The sequence below is a fragment of the Pseudomonas sp. FBCC-B1667 genome (genome assembly GCF_059133255.1).
Map to the genome: position 1 here is coordinate 2894579 of NZ_CP101437.1, position 23141 is coordinate 2917719.

Sequence of the window (23141 nt, forward strand, 5' to 3'; positions counted from 1 at the left end):
CATCGCCAGGAGTTCCTTAACCGCGCGATCTCGTTCAAAACCGCAGGGCGGCTCCGGTGGTCAGCCACTGATCACGATCCCCTGTCAGGTTGCGTCCCACCACCACATCCACGTCGATACGCTTGCCAAGGTGAAACCGTGGCCCGGCTTGCCAAGCCTGTTCAGCACCCCGTTGGCCATAGCGTTCGGCAATCAGGGTCAGTGTCCGGGCCAGGTCGTATTCGACGCCGGCGCCCCAGGTCCAGCGATGGTTGTGTTCACCGTCGTCATAGGCCTGTGCCCAGCCAGTATTAAGATTCAGGCGCAGCGCTTGAATCGGCTGGTAGGTGAACGGAAGGTTCAGTTCACCCCCATCGAAGGCGTGTGCCCGGTTGACAGCGAAATGCGCCGCGCCTGACAGCGCCCATTCAAGACCGAGCGCTTCTCGCGCGAACAGTGAGGCCTTGAACTGCGGGCTCAGTTGAGTTTCCGAGTCTGCGTCATCGCGACTGTGCCCAATGGCCGCGCCGAGTTGCAGGTTGGGCACGCCCTTCAGCGTGCAGTCCTGAGACAACGAGGCGTTGCTCGATGGTTGATTGTGGCGACCGCTCTGGTACCAGGTGTCGATGTTGCATTCGCCCGGTGCATTGATCGCGGCATCATCCACCACGTATGCACCCCCAGCCGCTTTGGCGTTGGACATCGCCGTCAGGAGTGCGATCAGGCTCAGGGTGATACTGACGAACATCACATTGCGCCGCACCCTTCGGCCTTGCACGGGCGGGAGGCTGCGTAAAAAGGACATGAATTCACGAGTCGGTTTCGGCATGAAGTATTCCTCGACAACGGCTACAAGGGTTGCGTTGTGTTGGGGTGGCCAGCGTTAAGGTTTGCAAACCGGCCGCCCTGGCTTGGGCGAGCAGTTCTTCGGTGTCTTCGCCGCCGGGCAGGGCGATCACCACGTCCGGTCGGCTGTCGCGCAACATGAAGTGGTTGCGCAAGCGCTCTGCCGACTTGCCGTGGCGTTGCCAGTTAGGCGGGTAGCGCACAATGTCGATGCCCCGTTCTCGCGCCCATTCTTCGATTTCACCGCCCAGATGCTGGTTACCGCCATGGATCAGCACGCGCACCGGGTGTACGCGCTGAAAGGCGTCGAGCACCCGTCGGCATTGGCCACTGTCGGCGTAATGGCGACCCGCACAGATCAGCAGGCGCATGACGGGCTCTCCTTCGCCGGATCGTTATTCTCGATGACCCGCTCGCCGGCGCGTTCGAGCAGTGGATAGGCGAGGGCGGCGATGTGGTGATGCACGCGGCGGTAATCGCGCAATACGCGCTGGAAAATGTCACCGGATTCGGCCCAGGTGTTTTTGTCCTCCTGCAATTTGCGAAAGTGTTCGCGGCTGGCCTGTGCTTCGAGCTGTCTGACCGCCTCCTTGCGATTGATCAGTTGATGCGCGATGGCCGTGTCTTCGCGCAGGAACACGCTGATTGCCAGGCTCAGGCTTTCGAGCAATGCATCGTGCAGCGGGGCGATGTTGCCCAGTTCGAACGCCGAGAACTGTTCGCCACGGCGCACCCGGCGCAGGGCCAATTGCGCGAGGCTGCTGGAGAGAATGTCTGCCGCGTGTTCGAGGTTGATCACGAACAGGAGGATTTCCTGGGCGCGATCGGCGTCGTCATCACTGAGGCCTTCTTTGCCAATGTCGGCCAGGTAGGCGCGAATCGCCGCACTGAGCAGGTCCAGCGATTGATCGATGCGTCGCACGACCTCAACACAGGTCGGCGCGGACGAATGGAACAGGTGCAACAGGCGCCCGAGCATCGTCGAGAACATATCGGCCATGCGCAGTGCTTCGCGGGCAGCGTTGGCCAAACCGATGTTAGCCACTTCCAGTCCGGCTTCGTCCAGGTAGTGCGGCATTCCCGGGTCGACATCGCGCACAGGCTCCGGCAGCAGCCGGGTCAGGGCATTGGCGAGGATGTCGGTCAAACCGATGAACACCAGCGCCAGCAGCAGATTGAAACCGCTGTGCAGGACCACGACCAGCGTCGAGGGATCAAGACGCGTCTCGGCCAGTAACCCGGCAAATGGCAATACCGCCAGCGCACCGACCACACGCACCAGCAGATTACCCAGCGGCAGGCGTCGACCGACGCTTGATCCGGCGCTGATCACCGACGGCAAGGCGCCGCCAATGTTGACCCCCAGGACCAGCGCAACCAGCGTGGTCGCCGAGAGCATGCCAGTCGCGGCCAGCGAGACGATCAGCAACACCACGGCGACGCTGGAATGGCACAGCCAGGTGAGCATCAGGGCCACCAGTAGCGCAATCAACAGGTCGCCGTCCAGGCTCTGCATGATCAGTTGGAACACTGGCGTGCTTTCGACGTGCGCCAGGGTTGAACCGAGCATGTGCAGGGCCAGCAGCATCAGCCCCAGGCCGATCAGTGCACAACCGACACTTTCAAAACGTGAATCATCGCGCAGGCGAAAGACGATCAACCCGGTCAGCAGCATCAGCGGTGTGAGCAATGACAAATCGAGGCTGAGCAGTTGCACCACCAGGGTCGAACCGATGTTGGCGCCGAGCATCATCGACAGCGCCGGGGCCAGCGCGAGGGTGCCGGCCGCTGTAAACGAGGTCGCCATCAGGCTGACTGCTGTGCTGCTTTGCAAAAGACCGGTAATGCCGATTCCTGACAGCAGCGCCATCCAGCGGTTGTTCAGATTGTGGCCGAGCCACTGGCGCAGCGGCGAGCCAAAGCCACGCAGCAACGCCGAAGAAATCATGTGAGTGCCCCACAGCAGCAGTGCGATGGAGCCTGCGAGGTTGATCAGTAGAGTCGTTCCCGACATGAGAACTCTCCTTTATCCGAGTTGCATTAATCGAAGGCTTAATTCAGAAACCTGTGCGAGCGAGCTAGCTCGCGATAGCGGTGTGTCTGGCAACACAAGCGTTGAATGTGTCACCGCCATCGCGAGCAAGCTCGCTCCCACAGGGGGGTGTGGTTTTCAGAAGCGGGGGTATTCAGGCCATCAGAACCACTGCTTGAAGCGGCGGATGTAGACCGTTTTCATGACCTGCGCGAATACGCAGTAGCTGAGCAGCGTGCCCACCAACCAAGGGAAATACGCCCACGGCAATGGCTGCAAACCGACCAGCGTGCCCAGCGGCGAAAACGGTATGTAGATGCCCAGCACCATCACCAACCCGGTCATCAGAATCACCGGCAACGCCGCCGTGCTCTGGAAGAACGGGATCTTCTGCGTGCGCAGCATGTGCACCACCAGCGTCTGGGACAGCAGCCCTTCGATGAACCAGCCGGACTGGAACAGGCCCTGCATTTCAACGCTGTTGGCGGCAAACACGTACCACATCAGCGCAAACGTGGTGATGTCGAACACCGATGAGGTCGGCCCGATCCACAGCATGAAACGGCCGATGTTCTTCGCGTCCCACTTGCGCGGTTTGCTGAGAAATTCCTTGTCCATCTTGTCCCACGGCAGGGCCAGCTGAGAGATGTCGTACATGAGGTTTTGCAGCAGCAAGTGAATCGACAGCATCGGCAAAAACGGAATGAACGCACTGGCCACCAGCACCGAGAACACGTTGCCGAAGTTGGAACTGGCGGTCATGTTCAGGTACTTCATGATATTGCCGAAGGTTTCGCGGCCCTTGAGCACGCCTTCTTCGAGCACCATCAGGCTCTTTTCCAGCAGGATGATGTCGGCCGATTCCTTGGCAATGTCGGTGCCGCTGTCCACCGAAATGCCGACGTCGGCATCGCGCAGGGCAGGGGCATCGTTGATGCCGTCGCCAAGGAAGCCGACGGTGTGACCGTTGGCCTGCAACGCTTTCAGCACCCGCGACTTTTGCAGCGGCGTCAGCTTGGCGAAGACCGTACGTTCTTCAACGCGCAGCCTGAGGGTGGTGTCGTCCATGTTTTCGATGTCCTGGCCAAGCAGCGGGGTGCCAGGTTCCAGGCCGACGTCGCGGCAAATCTTGCAAGTGACGATGGCGTTGTCGCCGGTCAGCACCTTGACGGTCACGCCCATGTCCCGAAGCGCGGCAATCGCCGGGCCGGCGGTTTCCTTTGGCGGATCGAGGAAGGTCAGGAAGCCGCGAATCACCAACTCGCGTTCATCCTCGGTGGTGTACTGGTTTTTGCTGTGCGCCTTGGGGATCTCGCGAGTGGCGACCAGCAGCACGCGGAAACCGTCTTCGTTGTACTCGTTGGCCAGCGCCAGCAGGTCTTTACGACGCTGATCATCGAGCGCGACGACGCTGCCGTTTTCATGCAGGTGACTGGCGATGGACAGCATTTCCTCGACCGCACCTTTGCACACCATCAAGTGATCGTCGCGGCTGTCCTTGACGATGATCGACAGGCGCCGGCGGACGAAGTCGAACGGCAATTCATCGACCTTGCTGTAGGCGAACGGCACTCGAAACGTGGGGTTGGCGTTGGCAAATTGCACCACTGCCTGATCCATCAGGTTTTTCAGACCGCTCTGGTGATGGCTGTTGAGCCATGCCAGTTCGAGGATCGTATCGTCGCGCCGGCCGTTGCCGTCGACGTGGTGCTCCAGAATGATTTTGTCCTGGGTCAGGGTGCCGGTCTTGTCGGTGCACAGCACGTCCATCGAGCCGAAGTTCTGGATCGCATTGAGGCGCTTGACCACCACTTTGCGCTTGGCCATGGCCATCGCGCCTTTAGCGAGGTTGGCGCTGACAATCATCGGCAGCATTTCCGGGGTCAGCCCGACCGCCACGGCCAGTGCAAACAGAAACGCGTCGCTCCAGTCGCCCTTGGAGAAACCGTTGAGCAGGAACACGATCGGCACCATCACCAGCATGAAGCGGATCAACAGCCAACTGACGCTGTTGACCCCACGGTCGAACGCGGTTTGTACCCGCGAGCCGACAATCGCTTTGGCCAGCGATCCGAAGTAAGTGCGCGAGCCGGTCGCAACCACCACGGCTTTGGCGGTGCCGCTGACCACGTTGGTGCCCATGAAGCAGATGTTCGGCAGGTCGAGCAGGTTCGATTGATCGGCGGCGTTGCCGGTCGCCGACTTCTGGGCGACGTTGCCCAGGGTGTCGTATTTCTCCACCGGCAAGGCTTCGCCGGTAAGCACCGCCTGGCTGATGAACAGATCACGGGATTCGATCAGGCGGATGTCCGCCGGGATCATGTCGCCCGCGCTGAGTTGCACGATGTCGCCGGCCACCAGCTCGCGCATCGGCACTTCGCGTAGCACCGGCTCATTGCCGCGTTGCCCGCGCCGCTGCACGGTGGCGGTGGTGCGCACCATGGCCTTGAGGGTTTCGGCGGACTTGGCCGAACGGTATTCCTGCCAGAACCGCAGCAAGCTGCTCAAGGTGACCATGGTCATGATGATAATGACCTTGGTCAGGTCAGCGTCGTCGCTTTCACCCTGGCTGATCGGCAGCCAGTAGTCAGTGAAGAAGCTGATGCCGGCCAGGGTCAGCAGCACATAGATGAAGGGATTGTGCAGGGCTTTGAGCAGTTGGACGACGGCGTGAGGCGGCTTGTCGTGGGCGACTTCGTTGTAGCCGCCACGGGCCAGTCGACCTTCGGCTTCCAGTTCCGTCAGACCGTCAGGGGTTGCATTGAGGTTGGAGAGGGTGACGGCGAGGCCGTTTTGAGCTTCTCGTGCGGCTCGCATCGACAGTTTGGCGCTATCGCTGCGGGTGCCTTTGGTGCGGATATCGGGCGTTTTTACAGTGGTCATCGCGTGTGCTCCTGCCGCTGACTTGCGGCACGACACACAGCCGGCTCACCGAACTACAGGCGAGCGAATGTATGTCGAGCCGCCAACAAGCGATCGATGTCAGAAGTGGTGTTTTGTTGTTTTAACGTTCGCTGGCTATCAATAAGAAAGTGACAGGCAGCGAACCGTCTACTGGCTTCGTCCATAACTAACTCCAATTAACTGATGGTTTAAAAGGCAATAAGAAGTTGTCGGTTCCCCTTATCAGGAAACCGTTGAAGGAAGGACTTTAAAGTGCCTTCAAATCAATTGAATGTGCGGCCTCTCAGGCTTGGCTTCGCAGCCGGAAGCGACGAACGATGCGTCGCCCCGGTGGTTCCTGGCTGTCGTCCAGGCTCCAGCGTTGCTGAAGTCGACCCGTCATCGGGCAGACGCGCCAGTTGGCACGCGGGTGTGCGCTGGCAGGGGAAGAAGGGCTGGAAAACGGCGCAGCGGCGCGGTTCGCGAGCGTAGGCTCACGGCAGGGCTTGACCCGCATGGTCGAAGCAAAGGCGCGTACGCCGGGCATTACAGTGGTGGTGAAGTTCATAACATGCCTCTGGGCCGGACCGGCGCCGGCGAGGCAAGTTACGGTGGAGCCTCAAGCTCTAGCGCAGCTCACCCGACCGAAAAGTCGAGTCCCGTCATTGTCTGGGTTGTGTGCCAGATTCTGCCGTTTCGCAGTAATCCGACAGCGACTGGATACTGTGTCCATTGGTTTCCGGAGTGAGTTGAAAAAAAGCCTTCGTTGAAGGCCCGGGCAATTTACTCAGCGAGGTGAAGTCCGTCAACCTTAACGGCCCGATTAATAGTGCATTAAATGGAAAAGTTGCACATTTGATTATTGAGTTCAGCCAAATGACAGTAAGTTGTTTTTTATGTGACGGAGTGCAGCGAGGGTCGGTTTGAAAATGAGCACAGGACAATCGAGTATCCATACCGACTGCGTAGTGGTCGGGCGCTTCAGGCGGATGGGGAAGCCAGCGGAATGTCGATTGCCTTTCACACACCGCTGGAATTCGCTCGTTGCACTGCGCACGGTTTCGATCTGCTCATCGGGGGCGCGCAACCCATGAATTTGAGTTGCCGTGAGTTGATCAACTGCACCGGGCTTTCTGCGCCTGACGTGGCGAGCCGGATCGAAGGCTTGCCATCGCAGCACGTTCCAATTGGCCGATTGTGCAAAGGCAGTTATTTCAGTTTCAGCGGCCGCGCGCCGTTCCGGCATCTGGTCTATCCGGCACCGGAAAGTGCAGGGCTTGGCGTGCACATGACGCTCGACCTCGCCGGCCAGGCGCGTTTCGGGCCGGACGTCGAATGGGTCGATCAGTTCGATTACCGCGTGGACCCGCGCCGCGCCGATGGATTTTACGAGGCGATCCGCCGTTACTGGCCCGGTCTTCCCGATAACAGTCTGCAACCGGCCTACAGCGGCATTCGCCCGAAAATCACCGGTCCGACCGAACCTGCGGCCGACTTCATCATCAGCGGACCGGCCGAGCATGGTGTGCCGGGGGCTGGTGAACCTGTTCGGCATCGAATCGCCAGGCCTGACCAGTTGCCTGGCACTGGCCGACCGGGTGGTGCAACGCCTTTGTCCCAACAACGCGGTCCTGTAACAGCTGCCGGTTATCAGCCTTTTCGATGCCGCGAGCCATGAGGGCTATGCTTTGCAGTGCGCCCATCACCATGGGAGACCTCTGATGATCAACGTACGCACCGCCCGCATGCTTGCCGATTACAAGCACTGGGCCGACCAGCGCCTCTTTGCCAGCCTGGCCGAATTGCCGGCGGGTGAGATCAGCAAAGAACGCACGTCGGTGTTCAAGAACATGATCGGCACCCTGAACCACATCTACGTCGTGGACTGCATCTGGCAGGCTCACCTCGAAGGCCGAGGGCACGGCTTCAAAACCTCACATGATCTGTTGCATGCCGACCTTGCCGAACTGCACATGGCACAGCGAGAGATCGATCACTGGTACTGCGACTGGAGCGAACGGCAGACCGAGGCGTCGCTGGAAGCACCCGTTGAATTCACGTTTGTCTCGGGTGAAAGCGGGACCATGAGCGCCGGTGCCATGTTGATGCACGTGGTCAACCACGCCAGCTATCACCGTGGCTGGGTGATCCAGATGTACTTCGAAATACCGGCCATGCCACCGGTGACGGACTTGCCGGTGTACCTGCGCGAAACCCAGCCGACGGCGTTCAAATCGCTGCATGCCCCGGCAGTTGAATCGACATGTGCTGTGCAATTTTCGAGCGCAACCAGCGTTCTGCCGGATCGTTATCGTTGACGCCGTTCCAGACCATGGACAGTTCGGACAGCACAATGTCAAACGGCGGGTCGTCGGCCCGCAACTGGCTGCTGCCTTCGATCAGCGCACACGCGGCGTAATCCGGCACCGAGGCGAGCATATCGGTGCCGGCCAATAACGAGCGCAATCCGGCAAACTGCGGCACTGCCAGCACTACCCGTCGCGAGCGTCCGATACGCGCCAGATCATTGTCGATGGCCCCGGTCAAATCCCCGGAAAACGACACCAGCGCATGCGGGCGCTCGCAGAATTCATCCAGCGTCAGGGGACCGGGGCGGTCGTCGCCGCGCAGGATTTTCACGCTCAGATCCCGCAATTTCTTGCGCTTGGCGTTGGCCGGCAGCTCGGTGGTGTAACTGATCCCGACCGAAATCTCACCGCTGGCGAGCATCGACGACATCAGCAGAAAATTCACCCGCCGCACCACCACCACGACGTTTTGCGCCTCTTCGCGAATCTGCTTGAGCAGCGGCGGAAACAAGCCGAACTCGGCGTCGTCGGACAGGCCGATGCGAAACACATCACGGCTGGTGGACGGGTCGAAATCCTTGGCCCGGCTGACCGCGCCGGAAATGGTGTCCATGGCCGGTTGCAGTTCTTGGAGGATGGCCAGCGCTCGCTGAGTCGGCTCCAGTGTCCGGCCGTTGCGTACCAGTAATGGATCGTCGAACAGATCCCGCAACTTCGCCAATGAGGCACTGACGGCGGGTTGGCCGAGGAACAGCTTCTCCCCGGCGCGGGTCAGGTTTTTCTCAAACATCAGGGTTTCGAAAATCACCAGCAGGTTCATGTCCACGCGGCGCAGGTCGTTGCGGTTCATGGGGGTTGCTCGCAGGTTTTTTTGGGGTCTTTTCAGTAAAGCATCAAACCTGAATGGGTCATTTAAACGGCGACGTTTAACACACATCTCCAGACACTCTGCGAGGCTACACAACCTTGCGCCGTTGCCTACGACTGCGCCAGAATTCGCCGGCTTGTGCGCCTTGGGCCGGGACTTTATTGTTTTCGGGTCGCTGACAAATCAGCGATCGGATTTGACCGTCCGACTCAATCAAGGCGTACCAGTGCCAAAGAAAGGTTCCGACCTTTTGCGGCGGCTGTGCGCGGGACACCTTCGGGTGTGCCGGATTCCTTGATTTCCGGTCGGTCAACCCGCGTACAGCTGCCACCTTGATTCGTTTGACCGCGGACGGTGGCGGCGCCACTAATCAAGGAGCTTCACCATGTTCAAAATCACACCCAACCCGCCAGAAACCGAAACCGACGACGTTTCCCCCTACGAATCCGCCGATTCCAAAAAGCTCAACACCGCCGCCGACCGCGCCCTCGACTACTACCTTAAACCGGTCATCCCCAAAGACATCCCGCGCAAACCCAGCACGATCTACTTCGTCGGCCCCGACACCGATAACGAAACCCTGCTGGTCAACGCCTGTGAGACGTTGGCGTCAGCGAGTGTCATGTTGAGTGATTTCGCCGGACAACTGAACGGCACACAGCGCCACACCCCGCTGGGCATTCAAAACTCCGTGATGTTGGGCGAGATGGCGGTGAACCGGATGCTGGTTAACATCGACCCGCATAGTTGATGTCATAACCGCAAGGCTAATAGCTTAGTTTTTTGGCGTTTGGTCGGGCCTCATCGCGAGCAAGCTCGCTCCCACAGGGGCTCTCTGTGAACACATTATTTGTGAACATCACCGAGCAACTGTGGGAGCGAGCTTGCTCGCGATGACGGTGTATCAGGCACAGAGGACGTCGCCTGACACAACGCCATCGCGAGCAGGCTCACTCCTGCACTGATCTCGGTTCTGTCAGCACTTTGCGGAACGTTTCCACAAGCGGCCGCAAATTGATCCGGTGCCACGCCGCCCACAGGGGGTGGGTGAAGGCAATCCACGGCACTTCCCGCAGCACCACGCCCGGCGGTGCGTTGCGGCTCAAGCCTTTCTGAATCATCGCGATGCCCAGTCCAGAGGCCACCAGGGCCATGGCAGTGAAGGGGCCGGTGGCTTCCATGCGGATGTCCGGGTTGAAACCGGCGCGGATGCAAGCACTGACGAAGTCTTGGCGGCTGGTGTGGTGTTGCACACCGATCCACTCCTGATCGGCGAGGTCGGCCGGGGTCAATGTGGTCTGGTTGGCCAATGGATGATCCTCAGGCAATGCCAGCAACATCGGGTCGTCCAACACCTGAAAGCCTATCAGGTCCGGATCGTTTTTGTCCGGCGGTTCGCTGACCAGGGCGATGTCGAGGCTGCGCTGGCGCAAGCCTTCAAGCTGTTCAGTGGAACGCAGGTTGTACAGCGCGACATGCACGTTCGGCCGCTCGACGCGCAACACGCGCAGGGCATTGGGCAACACGCCGGCGTGCATGGCGTTTTCGATGTAGCCAATGCACAAACCGCCTTCTTCACCGCGACCGAGGCGTTTACCAAGGGATTCCAAACGACTGGCGTGGGTCAGCAGGGCGCGGGTTTCGGCGAGGAAGGTCTGGCCGTCGCGAGTCAGGCGGATGCGTTGCTGGCTGCGTTCGAACAGGGTCAGGCCCAGGCGTTCTTCGAGCTGGGCGATCTGCCGGCTCAGAGGGGACTGGGAAATGTGCAGGCGTTCGGCGGCGCGACCGACGTGTTCTTCTTCGGCGACGGCGACGAAGTAGCGCAATTGGCGGATGTCGATCATGTCAGACCTCTGGGGACTCAAGTGCTGCACATTATGTCTTGGACGGTCCGACCGTCGCAATCTAGGATCGGCTCAACGGTCAGGCGACTGGCCACTGAAACTGACGAGGATTGAATCATGAGCTTGAAAGACAAACTGCCCGGCGCGCTGGGTTTCGGCACCGCACCCTTGGGCAACATGTTCCGCGCCATTCCTGAAGACGAGGCACTGGCCACCGTGCACGCCGCCTGGGACGCCGGCGTGCGCTACTTCGACACCGCGCCGTTCTACGGTTCGGGCCTGTCGGAAATCCGCCTCGGCGCCGCGCTGTCCCGATACAACCGCGACGACTACGTGCTGAGCAGCAAAGTCGGCCGGGTCATTCTGGATGACGTCGAAGACACCGCGGCCCGAGACCTGGGCGAGAAAAGCGGGGTGTTCGAACATGGGCTCCCGAACAAAATCGTCAACGACTACAGCGCTGACGCCACTCTGCGCTCCATCGAGGACAGCCTCAAGCGTCTGCAAACCGACCGTCTGGACATCGTCTGGGTGCATGACATCGCGCAGGATTTCTACGGCGATCAATGGCTGGAGTACTTCAACCAGGCCCGCACCGGCGCGTTCAAAGTGCTGACCCGCTTGCGCGAAGAAGGCGTGATCAAGGGCTGGGGCCTGGGTGTGAACAAGGTCGAGCCGTGTGAACTGACCCTTGATCTGACCGAAGCGCAGCCAGACGGCTTTCTGCTGGCGGGTCGCTACACTCTTCTCGACCACGACCGCGCGTTGCAACGTCTGATGGGCGCTGCCCTGGCGCAGAACGTCGAAATCGTGGTCGGTGGTCCTTACAGTTCGGGCATTCTGGCCGGTGGTGCGCACTTCGAGTACCAGAAAGCCAGCCCGGCGATCATCAACAAAGTCGAGCACATCAAGCGCATCGCCGCCGCTCATGGGGTTGATATCAAAGCGGCAGCCTTGCAATTTTCGCTGGCTAACCCGGCAGTAGCGGCGGTGATCCCAGGGTCCAGCCGTCCTGAGCGAATTGCTGAAGACGTTGCCGCGCTGTCGGCGGTGATTCCGGCCGCTTTCTGGCAGGCGATGCGTGAGGCAAACCTGGTCTGCGACCGCGCGCCATTGCCAATCACAGGAGTTTGAGCATGAAGATTGATCTGAGTGGAAAACTCGCCATTGTCAGCGGCAGCACCGCCGGCATTGGCCTGGGCATCAGCAAGGCGTTGGCCGAGTCCGGCGCCACGGTGGTGGTGATCGGCCGGGAGACGGCCAAGGTCGAACAGGCGCTGGCGAGCATTCGTCACAGCGTACCGGGTGCGCAATTGCGTGGCCTGACTGCGGACCTGGGCACCGCCGAAGGCGCTGAGGTGCTGTTCGCCGCCGAACCGCGCGCGGACATTTTGGTGAATAACCTCGGCATCTTTAATGACGTGGATTTCTTCGATACGCCGGACAGCGAGTGGACGCGCTTTTATGAGGTCAACGTGATCTCCGGCGTGCGCTTGTCCCGGCATTACGTGCCGGACATGGTCAAGCAGGGCTGGGGCAGGGTGATCTTTGTGTCCTCGGAGTCAGGTATCTCGATCCCGGCCGACATGCTCAACTATGGCGTGACTAAAAGCGCCAACCTGGCGGTGTCCCATGGTCTGGCCAAACGGTTGGCGGGCACCGGCGTGACGGTGAATGCAATCCTGCCCGGCCCGACGTTGACCGATGGCCTGGAGCAGATGCTCAAGGACGCCACTGCCGCGTCCGGGCGTAGCGTTCGCGAAGAAGCCGATGCGTTTGTGCTGAAAGCGCGGCCGACGTCGATCATCCAGCGTGTAGCGGATGTCGAGGAGGTGGCGAACCTGGTGGCCTACATCGCTTCGCCGCTGTCCTCGGCCACGACCGGCGCGGCATTGCGTGTTGACGGCGGTGTTGTCGACAGCATGGCAATCTGAATTTTTTGATTAAGAGAGAGGGTTACATGGCAACTGCATCAGCGTTTGTTGAAATTCCGGCTCCGGCCGACGACGTGTGGCATTTGATCGGCGGCTTCAACTCGCTGCCGGACTGGCTGCCGTTTATTCCGAAAAGCGAACTGAGCGAAGGCGGGCGGGTGCGCAGCCTGCAAACCGCGGATGGCGCGGTGATCGTTGAGCGGCTTGAGGCGTTTGATAACGCCGGCAAGACGTACAGCTATTCGATTGAGCAGGCACCGTTTCCGGCTACTGCGTATCTGGCGACGATCAAGGTTGAAGCTCAGGGGCAGGGTAGTCGGGTGACGTGGTCGGGGCGGTTTGAGCCGGTGGGAGTGAGTGAGGAAGAAGTGGTGGCGTTGTTTGCCGGGATTTATCAGGGTGGTCTGGAGGCATTGCGGGCCAATTACCCAACCTGACAACACCTGCTAAAAATCACCACAAATCCCCTGTGGGAGCGAGCTTGCTCGCGATGACGGACTAACATTCAACAGTGATGCTGACTGTTACACCGCTATCGCGAGCAAGCCCGCTCCCACAGGTTATGTGTCAGTTCAGAAGATTCGGGTCAGGACTGGGGAATCAGGCTCTCCCGGCAATCCAGCACCAACCGCGCGCCACCAAGTTCGCTGCTGCCCACCTCCAGCGAAAACCCATGCAAACCCGCAATCGCTGCAACGATCGACAATCCCAAACCAAACCCGCTTTTCTGATTTCCACCCTCAGCCCGATAGAAGCGCTGAAACACCGCTTCGCGTTCGGCCTCTGGAATCCCGGGGCCGGAGTCGAGCACTTCGATCCGGGTAAACCCGCCCTCACTGATCCCACGCAAAATCACCTCGCCCCCCGGCGGTGTGAATTTGATCGAATTGCTCAACAAGTTCGCCACTGCTTCAAACAACAACGCCCGATCGCCATTCAGCGCTGGTAATGTCTGCGGCAATTGCAGCTCGAAAACCAGCTCGCCTTCTTCCGCCAGCGGCAGGTAGAAGTCGTGCAGCTCTTGCAGCAATGGCACCGGGTCCAATCGCACAAAGCCCGAGCGGCGCTGGCGGTCCTCCAGCTCGGAAATCCGCAGTAATCCGCGAAAGCGCGCCATCAAGGTGTCCGCTTCACCGAGCACGGAATCCAGTTGCACGGCCAGCGTCGAGTCATCTCCCGCCTGCTGCTGAATCCGGTACAGCTGTGCTCGCAAGCGTGTCAGCGGGGTGCGCAGGTCGTGGGCGATGTTATCGCAGACACCCTTGACTTCGTGCATCAAGCGCTCGATGCGTTCGAGCATGGCGTTGACGATGGTAGCGAGCATGTCCAGTTCGTCGCGGCGATTGGACAACGGCAGGCGCCGGGTCAGGTCACCGGCAACGATGGCTTCGGCGCTGGCCTGGATCGCGCGGATACGTCGCAGAGGCCGGCGTCGCAACAGGTGCCAACCGGCGATGCCTGGAATGATCGTCAGCGTGACGCCCCAGAACAATGCATGAAGGATGATCCGGGTGACGGCGAACAACGAACCATTGTCGCGCACCAGCACCAGCCAACGGCCGTCGCGAGTCTGGGTCGCGACCGCGTCGCAACTGTCGGCCGGCAGGATCGGGTCGTCGGAGTCGGAGCAATCGTTGAGCATGTGAATCTTGCCGTCCAGCGGCAGGTCTTCGGGAATAAAACGCAGGGCGCCGCTGAGGTAGCGATGCTGGTGATCGAACAGGCCATAGGCATCGATGCCCCGAATGTCGAAAGTCATGCTGACGGCGAGGGCGTCCAACAGTTGCTCGCCCTGGAAGCGCGAAAACAGATGTTGGCGTTGCATCAGCGAGTGCTTGGCCAGGTTGTCGAGGTAAGCGGACACCTCGTAGTACATGACGCCCATCAGGATCGCGCTCCAGATCACGAACAACGAACTGTAGAGCGCCAGCAAGCGGCTGCTGGAAGAGCGCCAGCCTTTAGACGGGTTCGGCAATGACATAACCCGAGCCTCGCACGGTCCGAATAAGTGGGGCCTGGCCTTGTGGGTCGATCTTCTTGCGCAGACGGCCGATGTGGACGTCGATCAGGTTAGTGCCGGGGTCGAAGTGGTAGCCCCAGACTTCTTCGAAAATCATCATGCGCGACAGAATCTGCCCGGTGTTGCGCATCAGGAATTCGAGCAATTTGTACTCGGTCGGCAGCAGCGTCAGCAGGACGCCAGCACGGCTGGCTTCGTGGCTGATCAAGTTGAGTTCCAGGTCGGCCACTCGCAGGGTGGTGGCCTGAGCGGTCACGGTGTTCTGGCGGCGCAGCAGCACTTCAACGCGGGCGGCCATTTCATCGGTGGCGAATGGCTTGGTCAGGTAATCGTCACCGCCGGCGCGCAAGCCGCGCACGCGCTCATCGACGTCGGAGAGGGCGCTGATCATCAGGATCGGCGTGGCCACGCCCATGGTCCGTAGCGTAGTGACAATCGCCAGGCCATCGAGCTCCGGCAGCATGCGGTCGAGTGTGATCAGGTCGTAGTCACCGCTGACCGCACGCTCCAGGCCTTCGCGGCCGTTGTCGACCCAATCGACATCGAGGCCGTGGCTGCTCAGTTCGGCGACGATCTCCCGGGCGGTCACGGCGTCGTCTTCGATGGTCAAGATGCGTGTCATAGGGCTGGCCTGATTAGCGGTTCTCAATGATGTGCAGCATTTTGCCAAGAAATGATCGGCGTCTTTCTAAATAAAACTTCATGCGGTGATTATTTTGATCAATGCAGAAAACCCGTTGCGTAAAGGCATTCCTTGCAAATTGCATGAGAAAAGGAAGTTCAATCTTTATAAGTAATTGAAAAACAACGAAATATTTAAAGATAGCGACTGGCACGCTCACTGCAATGGTGCATTTGAAGAGCTGTAACACCATCTTTCCTGCCTGGAGCGATACAACAATGAATAGATCTTCTGATGGTTTCTATCCCGTCGCAGAAGAAACGAGCACGCTCTCGGGTGTGTCCTGGGGGGCGATCTTCGCCGGGGCCGCTGCGGCGGCAGCGTTGTCGCTGATCCTCGTGCTGCTCGGTTTCGGCCTGGGCTTTTCGGCGGTGTCGCCGTGGGCCAATGAAGGTGTGAGTGCCAAGGGTCTGGGCATATCCACCATCGTATGGCTGGCGGTGACGCAGATTTTGGCGGCCGGGGCCGGCGGTTACATTGCCGGTCGCTTGCGGGTCAAGTGGGCCAACATGCACGGGGATGAGGTGTATTTCCGTGATACCGCCCACGGCTTTCTCGCCTGGTGCGTGGCGACGCTGGTGACCGCGACCCTGGTGGTCGGCTCGGTCAGCAGTGTGGTCAGTGGCGGCATGCAAGCCGGGGCCAATATGGTCGGAGGGGCGGCCAGTGCGGCCACTCAAGCGGCCGGCACCGCTGCAGCCAATACCAATAGCGACCAGTACGGCTATTTTGTCGACAGCCTGTTTCGTGACGATCGTCCGGCCGCCGTTAGCGATGACGCTGCACGTGGCACCGTGACGCGCATATTCGTGCGCAGCCTGGGCAACAACGGTCTGAGTGCCGACGACCGGACCTACCTCGCACAAATGGTTGCTCAACGCACCAACCTGACTCAGGCCGATGCCGAACGTCGTGTCGATGAAGTCTATGCCCGTACGCAGAAAGCCGTGGCCGACGCCAAACTGGCTGCTCAGCAAGCAGCTGACAAAGCCGCGAAAACCGCTGCCTGGACGTCGCTGTGGATGTTCATCGCCCTGTTGATCGGCGCGTTTTTCGCCAGCCTTGCCGCGACCTTTGGCGGTCGTCGTCGGGACGCCGTTGTGTACGTGGAAACCGAGACTTACGTCACCGCCACCCCAGTCCGCTAAACCAGGAGAATCATCATGCGCTCATTACTGCTGTTCTTTCTTGGCGTGCCGATCCCGATCATTATCCTGATCGCTTTGTTCATGCATTGATCCGCTGAGGCCCATGCCTCTGCCGCTTCTGCCTTTGGTGGAAGCGGCGTTTTTGCTTTGTGGCCCCCAAAAAAGCGAAGATGCCCTACAACTGTGGGGTGTTTTTTTTTAGGGGAGACGTGCGTTGGACAAAAAGGAAATCAAGCGGCAACTGATGGTGGCGCTCGACAACGGGCACTCCAAAACCGCGACGTTCAAGGCGTTTTCCGGTGGAGTGGTCAAGGACCGGGTACTCGCTTACTGGATCGGCGCGAGGCCGGATCCGGCGTTGCGGGAAAAACACTCGCTCAAGGTCAACATTCTGCTCGCACTGACTTGCCTTCAAGCCTTGCTGGGGGCCGCCACCGGATTCTACCTGGGCTCGATGATCGGCCCCGGTGCGGTGGTGTTTTTCACCCTGTTTGCGGCGCTGGTGCCGCTGGCGTTTGCCTGGGGGTTCTACAAGCACTTCGCGCAGGCCTACACCCTTTACATGATTCTGACCGTCAGCCAGATCGGGCGGATGTTTCAGGGGTATGAGGAGGATCCGGTGATGACGGTGGTCGGTGTGGTAATCACCTTGGCGATGGTGATTTTTGTGGCTTGGGTGAAGGCGCTGCTGTTTCCGGATCTGGGTTTTGTAGGTTCGAAAAAGGTGAAGGGGCAGTTTGTGTTTTCCAACTGATCCTGGCATTGCTCCGCGTTATCGTTCATCGCGGGCAAGCCACGCTCCCACAGGGGAGTGCGGTCTACTGTGGGAGCGAGCTTGCTCGCGATGGCGGCATCACTATCACCACATGACTTAGGCCTTGCCTGCTTCCTGCTCCTCCAACTGGTCCGACTCAAACAATTTAGCCAGTTCCGCCCGCGCTTCCTGTGCCGTCTGTAGCACCTTCGCCGCATCGTCATACACCGCGTGCTGGGCCTCCAGCACCTGTTCATCGTGATGCTTGAAACGCTTGATCCGCGCATCGGCCTGCGCTTGGGTAAGCCCCAGGCCAACCAGCGTGCGCCGGCTCATTTCCAGGCTTGAGTAATAAGTTTCACGAATCGCCTCGGCCCCCAGGTCCACCAGACGATGCACATGCTGACGGTTACGTGCGCGGGCAATGATTTTGATGTGCGGGTACAACCGATGCACCACCTCGGCAGTCTTGATGTTGGTGTCCGGATCATCGGTGGCGATGATGAAATATTCCGCCTGTTCGACCTTGGCTGCGCTGAGGATTTCCGGGCGCATCGGGTCGCCATAGAACACCGGCACACCGCCAAAACTGCGGGACAGTTCGATGGTCTCCACCGACGTGTCGAGCGCCACGAACTTGATGTTCTGTGCCCGCAGAATCCGCGCGACGATCTGACCCATGCGGCCCATGCCGGCGATCACGACGCGCGGTGCGTCGGTGTCGATGTCGCGGAATTTTTCCGGGACCACCACGGGTTGCACTTTCGGCGAATACAGCCGGGCGCACAGCAGCAACAACAGCGGTGTCACGGCCATGGACAGGGTGATGGTCAGCACCAGCAAGTCGTACAGGTGCGGCTCGAACAGACCTTGATCCCGGCCGATCTTGAACACCACAAACGCGAATTCACCACCAGCCGCCAGCACGATGCCCAAGCGCAGCGCACTGACTTTGCCCAAGCCACCGGCCAATCGGCCAACCACAAACAGCAGCGGCAATTTGATTGCGATCAGCAGCAGGGTCAGCCCCAGTACCGCCAGCGGGGCGCTGAGCAGCAGGCTGAGGTTGGCGCCCATGCCGACGCTGATGAAGAACAGACCCAGCAGCAGGCCCTTGAACGGCTCGATCTGCGCTTCCAGTTCATGTCGGTATTCAGAGTCCGCCAGCAGCAGCCCGGCGAGAAACGCGCCGAGCGCCATGGATACGCCGACCAGGTCCATCAGCCACGCCGTACCGATCACCACTAGCAACGCCGTGGCAGTGGACACCTCCGGCAAACGGGTTTTGGCCACGATGCGAAACACTGGGCGCAACAGATAGCGTCCACCGATGACCACCACCGCAATGCTGCCCAACACGCGCAAACCGTGATTCAAATCGTCAGCGGCGGTGGAGGTGTGATCGCCGCCGGCCAGCAGCGGGACCATGGCGATCAGCGGGATGGCGGCGATGTCCTGAAACAGCAGAATCGCAAACGCCAATCGACCGTGGGGGCTGGTCAGTTCCTTGCGTTCAGCCAGGCTTTGCAAGCCAAACGCAGTGGACGACAGGGCAAGGCCAAGACCGAGCACGATGGCGCTGTTCAGCGGCTGTCCGAAGACAAACAGCGCTAAAACACCAATCACCGAACCGGTCAGCAGCACTTGCGCCAGACCCACGCCGAACACCGATTTACGCATCACCCACAGACGTCGCGGCGACAGCTCCAGACCAATGATGAACAGCAGCAACACCACGCCGAGTTCAGAAATATGGCTGACGCTTTGCGGATTGCCGATCAGTCCCAGCACCGAAGGCCCGATGAGGACCCCGGCAAACAGATAACCCAGCACGGCTCCCAGTTGCAGGCGTTTGGCCAAGGGCACGGTGAGCACCGCTGCGAACAGAAACACGACAGCGGCTTGCAACAGGTTGCCTTCATGGGGCATGGCTTACTCCAACACTCGATACGGCGGGGCGCCAAGGATAAAGGCTGAGGCGGGATGCGTCAGCCGTGATGCCCAATAAGTCGTAAATTCCTCTATCGCGAGCAGGCTCTCTCCTACAGGGAAAACGCGGTTGACTGTAGGAGTGAGCCTGCTCGCGAGCGATGGGGCGGGCAACCGAGCAATAAAATAAACGCCTCGATATGCGCCACCCCCCGAGCCGCCTATTCTTCCTTCTCATTCAGCGCGAAGTGGCAACCTGAGTCGCAACTCCCGGTACCGCCGACACAGATTCATCGCAACAGTAAGGAATGATTCATCGCGAACACAGTCGGAGTTCAGGTGCCATGACATTACTGGAGGATCACCCATGAACCGCAAAACTCTCATCGCCGCCCTTGCCATTGCCGCCAGCGTTTCCGGTCTCAATCCCATCGTTCAGGCGGCTGAGTCCCCTCATAAAACCGTCCAGCCCGGCGTCAACAACACCCGCGAACTGGTGATCGGCGACCGCGCCCCGGACATCTACCAGCGCAGCGAAAAAGCCCTCGCCAATTGGCAGGAAAAAGGCCTGAAGGCCCCGAAGGATCAGGCGCAGTGGGTGCAGATCAATGACAAGTACATGATGGTGATGATCACCAACGGGACGATTGTGGACATTACGCCGGTGGAGCGTTAGTCGCCTGCAACAACTAGCCATGGAGGGTTAATTGAATGCGCCTGCCGTTCGGGTGAATCTCTGCGGCGATTTCATTGACTGGATGTCAGGAGCGGCTCGTTGGAAAAGAAACCTCTTTACCGCAAGGAAAACACCCGTACTCGGGGCGTTCGGCGCAACGACGTTGCGGGCGAGTATCGGCGCCAGCGTAATACCAAGGCTGAAATCAAGAGCGACGTGTCACGGGGTTCGATACACGGAACGCGCCGTTAAGGGCTCGACTACACGGCATGCTTTTTGGCCAACGCAAGGACAGGGCGGGTCATTCAACCTGGCTGTGAATCCCCATCTGTTCGCCCAACCGATACTGATTATTACCACTGCGCTTGGCCTCATACATCGCCAGGTCCGCAATGTGAATCAGTCGGTCCATGCTCGGCGCGTGGTCCGGGTACACCGCGACACCGAGGCTGGTGCCGATGTGGCGCTGGTCGTTGCCGATGGTGATGGGCGCTGACAGTTCGATGAGGATTTTCTGGCAGATGCTGCGCGCTTCATCCTGCAGATCGATGCCCTTGGGCAACCCTTGAAGGATGACCACGAATTCGTCTCCACCGATGCGGGCGACGGTGTCGGTGGAACGCAGGATTTTCTTCAGGCGTGTGGCAGTGGTAATCAGGACGCGGTCGCCGGCCGCATGGCCGTAATGATCGTTGATGGCCTTGAAGCCGTTGAGGTCGACGAACACCAGCGCCACCCGGGTAGCGCCGATACGCGCTTGTTCCAGCGCTTCGGACAATCGTTCTTCCAGGACCAGGCGATTAGGCAGACCGGTCAAGGGGTCGTAATGGGCCAAGTGTTGCAGGTAACTGGCGGAGGCTTTTTCTTCAGTGATGTCGCGCACCACGCCCATCATCTTGATGGTGGCGTCGTGGTCGTTCTTGACCACGTTGCCGGTCTCTCGCAGCCAGTGAATGCTGCCGTCGGGCCAGACGACGCGATATTCCTCGTCGTGGTTTTCTCCGGTGTCCAGGCAGCGCAATTCCCCGGCCCGCACGCTGGCGCGGTCCTCCGGGTGTACGCAGGCGCAAAACAGCGCGTAGGAGGGTGTCACTTCGCCGATCTTGAAGCCGAACATGCCGTAGATCGCATCCGACCAGTAGAGCTTGTCGGTGTCGACGTCCCAGTCCCAGGTGCCAATGCGGGCGAAGTATTGGCTGCGTTTGAAGCGTTCGGCGTCACCGTCCTGGCGTACGGACGGTCCCTCGCAGAGGCTGTTGATCAGCGCACGACACTCGGCCAACTGCTGTTTCAGCGTGCGCACGCGATAGATCACCGCGATAAGCAGGGCAAACATGACAGAGCCGACGGCTGCGCTGGTCCAGGCCAGAATCATTCAGGGAGAGTCATTGGGTATTAAACCGAGGGAAACGTTGGTGCTTATGTTAGTTCACCGCGCTGTTGGGTTGCAGTCGCTTTATGTCTGACGAGCGCTAGACTTTCTGTGCACGCCATCTGCTTCGTGATCATCCGTCAGCCAGGAGATCCTCAGCATGACTCAGGTCAACCCGTCTGGCCCGACGCCCCCACCACCTGCGCCGGAGAGTTCACAGTTGTCGGCGCACTTTGGTGGGCCGACGTTGCTGTTTGCGGCTTATCTGTTTTTCTATTCCTGGCTGCATTTGTTTTATTACTTCAAAACGTTCGGCGTACCGTTGGTTTCGCTGGATATCTCGCTTTATTTCTACCTGGCGTTTGCCTGGACTGCAGTGAAACAGTTCGGGGGCTGGATTCCCCTCATTCTGGGCGGCGGTGCCATCCTCTATGTTGCGCTTAACGGAGGCTGGTCTTCGGACCACAAGCTGTTTCCGCTTTTTTTGCACAAAATGCTATTTGCGCTTTTTTTGGTCTTGGGACTCTGGGGCACGTCCGTCCTGGCTGAGTACCTCGGTACGTTACAGGCCCAGCAAGTCCGCGACAGCGGTGTATTGCACCCGATTCGCCTGCACTTCGACGACAAACAGGTCAAAAACTTTCCGCCGGAACTGATGATGGCGACGGCCAGCAAGGATGGCGGGATTAAAGAAGCCGTGCTGCTGATTGAAACGGACGAGACTTACTATGTACTGGTTCAAAAGGTGTTGATGAAAACCGACAAGCAGCCGCAACGTTACGATTCATTCGGCACGGTGTACCAAGTGCCGAAGAAGCAGGTGATTTACGTAGAAATGGATGTGCCCAATATGCCGCGCGTTATCAGGACATTGTTTTTAGACGAGTTCCTGTAGTCGCCACGCGGGCTGGACCAAAGGCAGGTGCGCTATGACCAGACGGAAGATTACCCTTACGCTCGTTCTATTTGTGAATGCGGCGCAAGGCGAACAGATATTGAGGATGCCCACTGGCGACCAGTACCTTGGCAACGAAACCGTGGACCACTCAGGCATTTTTGTTGATTGCGCAAAAAAAAACCATAGTTCGGCTGACGGCACGATCCAGCCGACGAGCCAACGGTGCAAGGCCGGAGGTGACATCGTTGTCATGGCGCCATCGTTGATTACTCGCTCACCGTTAGAGGTGGTCAGCGTGGACCCTACGGCTAAAAAAATCGAAGTGATGGAGGGCAATACGGTCCAGACCCTCGACTTGAAACAGTTCCCGGACCTGCATTGGTTTGATTTCTCCAAAGGCGACCAGATCGGGATTGTGACTGACCAGAAAAGCAGTACAGGCAAATGGATCCTTCCAGAAGCGATCTTCGGCAAAGACTTCGCGGTCGATGCAAAACAAAAGGAAGACAAAAAAGTCGTGGAAATGTTGTCCCACCCCGATAAAGGCACCTGAAAAGTTGCCAGCAAGCTGATTTTCTGGGAAAACCACGACCCTCGAATACCGCAAACAGATAAACACCGTCATGAATAACGAACTGCAAATCATCGACCTCCAGCCAGGCGATGGCAAAACCGCCGTCAAAGGCGCGCTGATCACCACTCAATACCGTGGCTGGCTGGAAGACGGCACGGAATTCGACTCTTCCTACAACCGTGGCAAACCTTTTCAGTGTGTGATTGGCACGGGCCGGGTTATCAAAGGCTGGGATCAGGGAATCATGGGGATGCAAGTCGGCGGCAAGCGCAAGCTGCTGGTGCCTGCACATCTAGCGTATGGCGAACGTTCGATGGGAGTGATCACGCCGAATTCGAACCTGATTTTCGAGATTGAATTGCTGGAAGTGCTGACGCGGGATGATTGACTGAA

23 protein-coding genes and 1 pseudogene are annotated in these 23141 nt (G+C 59.3%); 13 read left to right on the plus strand and 11 right to left on the minus strand.

What is annotated here, in order from left to right:
* Positions 1–34: 34 nt before the first annotated feature.
* The 5 genes from NL116_RS13150 to NL116_RS13170 form a co-directional block, all read right to left on the minus strand.
* Positions 35–808 carry a PA4824 family protein gene (locus tag NL116_RS13150; protein WP_494377534.1) on the minus strand — a complete coding sequence of 258 codons (774 nt, stop codon included), beginning with the start codon at positions 806–808 and terminating at the stop codon, positions 35–37.
* Positions 789–1196: a DUF2493 domain-containing protein gene (locus NL116_RS13155; RefSeq protein WP_494377535.1), complete on the minus strand. Its 408-nt coding sequence runs from the start codon at positions 1194–1196 to the stop codon at positions 789–791. The genes NL116_RS13150 and NL116_RS13155 overlap by 20 nt, the downstream gene beginning before the upstream one ends.
* Entirely contained in the window at positions 1184–2839 is a 1656-nt protein-coding gene (locus NL116_RS13160; protein ID WP_494377536.1) for a Na/Pi cotransporter family protein, read from the minus strand. The genes NL116_RS13155 and NL116_RS13160 overlap by 13 nt, the downstream gene beginning before the upstream one ends.
* A gap of 180 nt (positions 2840–3019) precedes the next feature.
* Positions 3020–5740: a magnesium-translocating P-type ATPase gene (gene mgtA / locus NL116_RS13165; protein WP_494377537.1), complete on the minus strand. Its 2721-nt coding sequence runs from the start codon at positions 5738–5740 to the stop codon at positions 3020–3022.
* Positions 5741–6044: 304 nt separating this feature from the next.
* Positions 6045–6308 carry a hypothetical protein gene (locus NL116_RS13170; protein ID WP_494377538.1) on the minus strand — a complete coding sequence of 88 codons (264 nt, stop codon included), beginning with the start codon at positions 6306–6308 and terminating at the stop codon, positions 6045–6047.
* Between the two features lie 408 nt (positions 6309–6716).
* On the opposite strand from NL116_RS13170, the pseudogene NL116_RS13175 reads away from it, so the two are divergent.
* Positions 6717–7377 (plus strand): annotated as a pseudogene (locus NL116_RS13175) (NAD(P)/FAD-dependent oxidoreductase); the annotation flags it as partial.
* An 84-nt stretch (positions 7378–7461) separates the two neighbouring features.
* Positions 7462–8058 (plus strand): DinB family protein, encoded by a 597-nt coding sequence (locus NL116_RS13180; RefSeq protein WP_494377539.1) that lies wholly within the window; start codon positions 7462–7464, stop codon positions 8056–8058.
* Here the strand turns inward: NL116_RS13180 and NL116_RS13185 are convergent.
* Positions 7970–8899, minus strand: coding sequence for a LysR substrate-binding domain-containing protein (locus NL116_RS13185; protein ID WP_494377540.1), 930 nt, complete (start codon positions 8897–8899; stop codon positions 7970–7972). The two genes, NL116_RS13180 and NL116_RS13185, sit on opposite strands and share 89 nt — an antisense overlap.
* A gap of 403 nt (positions 8900–9302) precedes the next feature.
* On the opposite strand from NL116_RS13185, the gene NL116_RS13190 reads away from it, so the two are divergent.
* Positions 9303–9668, plus strand: coding sequence for a DUF6124 family protein (locus NL116_RS13190; RefSeq protein ID WP_494377541.1), 366 nt, complete (start codon positions 9303–9305; stop codon positions 9666–9668).
* Between the two features lie 199 nt (positions 9669–9867).
* Here the strand turns inward: NL116_RS13190 and NL116_RS13195 are convergent, their stop codons facing one another.
* Positions 9868–10761 carry a LysR substrate-binding domain-containing protein gene (locus NL116_RS13195; protein WP_494377542.1) on the minus strand — a complete coding sequence of 298 codons (894 nt, stop codon included), beginning with the start codon at positions 10759–10761 and terminating at the stop codon, positions 9868–9870.
* 117 nt (positions 10762–10878) lie between these two features.
* On the opposite strand from NL116_RS13195, the gene NL116_RS13200 reads away from it, so the two are divergent.
* From NL116_RS13200 to NL116_RS13210, 3 genes are read left to right on the plus strand one after another with little or no spacing between them, the layout of a single operon-like run.
* Positions 10879–11895 (plus strand): aldo/keto reductase, encoded by a 1017-nt coding sequence (locus tag NL116_RS13200; RefSeq protein WP_494377543.1) that lies wholly within the window; start codon positions 10879–10881, stop codon positions 11893–11895.
* A gap of 2 nt (positions 11896–11897) precedes the next feature.
* Entirely contained in the window at positions 11898–12695 is a 798-nt protein-coding gene (locus NL116_RS13205; protein ID WP_494377544.1) for an SDR family NAD(P)-dependent oxidoreductase, read from the plus strand.
* 26 nt (positions 12696–12721) lie between these two features.
* A complete protein-coding gene (locus tag NL116_RS13210; RefSeq protein WP_494377545.1) occupies positions 12722–13132 on the plus strand; it encodes an SRPBCC family protein in 411 nt (136 codons plus the stop codon).
* Between the two features lie 149 nt (positions 13133–13281).
* Here the strand turns inward: NL116_RS13210 and NL116_RS13215 are convergent, their stop codons facing one another.
* Positions 13282–14676, minus strand: a complete 1395-nt coding sequence (locus NL116_RS13215) for a sensor histidine kinase (protein WP_494377546.1) — start codon at positions 14674–14676, stop codon at positions 13282–13284.
* Complete coding sequence (locus tag NL116_RS13220) at positions 14654–15337, minus strand: response regulator transcription factor (protein WP_494377547.1); 684 nt, start codon at positions 15335–15337, stop codon at positions 14654–14656. Before NL116_RS13220 ends, NL116_RS13215 begins: the two co-directional genes overlap by 23 nt.
* Before the next feature lie 278 nt (positions 15338–15615).
* Here NL116_RS13220 and NL116_RS13225 point away from each other — a divergent pair, with 278 nt between their 5' ends.
* Together NL116_RS13225 and NL116_RS13230 are read left to right on the plus strand one after the other, a co-directional pair.
* Positions 15616–16545: a hypothetical protein gene (locus NL116_RS13225; RefSeq protein WP_494377548.1), complete on the plus strand. Its 930-nt coding sequence runs from the start codon at positions 15616–15618 to the stop codon at positions 16543–16545.
* A gap of 214 nt (positions 16546–16759) precedes the next feature.
* Positions 16760–17299: a hypothetical protein gene (locus tag NL116_RS13230; RefSeq protein WP_494377549.1), complete on the plus strand. Its 540-nt coding sequence runs from the start codon at positions 16760–16762 to the stop codon at positions 17297–17299.
* A gap of 117 nt (positions 17300–17416) precedes the next feature.
* On the opposite strand, the gene NL116_RS13235 is transcribed toward NL116_RS13230, so the two are convergent.
* The gene (locus tag NL116_RS13235; protein ID WP_494377550.1) at positions 17417–19228 is read right to left on the minus strand and encodes a monovalent cation:proton antiporter-2 (CPA2) family protein; all 1812 of its coding nucleotides are present in this window, start codon (positions 19226–19228) and stop codon (positions 17417–17419) included.
* Between the two features lie 367 nt (positions 19229–19595).
* Between NL116_RS13235 and NL116_RS13240 the strand changes: the two genes are divergently transcribed.
* Together NL116_RS13240 and NL116_RS13245 are read left to right on the plus strand one after the other, a co-directional pair.
* Positions 19596–19904: an RcnB family protein gene (locus tag NL116_RS13240; protein WP_494377551.1), complete on the plus strand. Its 309-nt coding sequence runs from the start codon at positions 19596–19598 to the stop codon at positions 19902–19904.
* 99 nt (positions 19905–20003) lie between these two features.
* A complete protein-coding gene (locus tag NL116_RS13245; RefSeq protein ID WP_494377552.1) occupies positions 20004–20156 on the plus strand; it encodes a hypothetical protein in 153 nt (50 codons plus the stop codon).
* Between the two features lie 49 nt (positions 20157–20205).
* Here the strand turns inward: NL116_RS13245 and NL116_RS13250 are convergent, their stop codons facing one another.
* Positions 20206–21279 carry a diguanylate cyclase domain-containing protein gene (locus NL116_RS13250; protein ID WP_494377553.1) on the minus strand — a complete coding sequence of 358 codons (1074 nt, stop codon included), beginning with the start codon at positions 21277–21279 and terminating at the stop codon, positions 20206–20208.
* Between the two features lie 157 nt (positions 21280–21436).
* Between NL116_RS13250 and NL116_RS13255 the strand changes: the two genes are divergently transcribed.
* From NL116_RS13255 to NL116_RS13265, 3 genes are all read left to right on the plus strand, one after another.
* Positions 21437–22171 (plus strand): hypothetical protein, encoded by a 735-nt coding sequence (locus NL116_RS13255; protein WP_494377554.1) that lies wholly within the window; start codon positions 21437–21439, stop codon positions 22169–22171.
* A 34-nt stretch (positions 22172–22205) separates the two neighbouring features.
* Positions 22206–22727: a hypothetical protein gene (locus NL116_RS13260; protein ID WP_494377555.1), complete on the plus strand. Its 522-nt coding sequence runs from the start codon at positions 22206–22208 to the stop codon at positions 22725–22727.
* A gap of 70 nt (positions 22728–22797) precedes the next feature.
* The gene (locus NL116_RS13265) at positions 22798–23136 is read left to right on the plus strand and encodes an FKBP-type peptidyl-prolyl cis-trans isomerase (protein ID WP_494377556.1); all 339 of its coding nucleotides are present in this window, start codon (positions 22798–22800) and stop codon (positions 23134–23136) included.
* Positions 23137–23141: the final 5 nt, after the last annotated feature.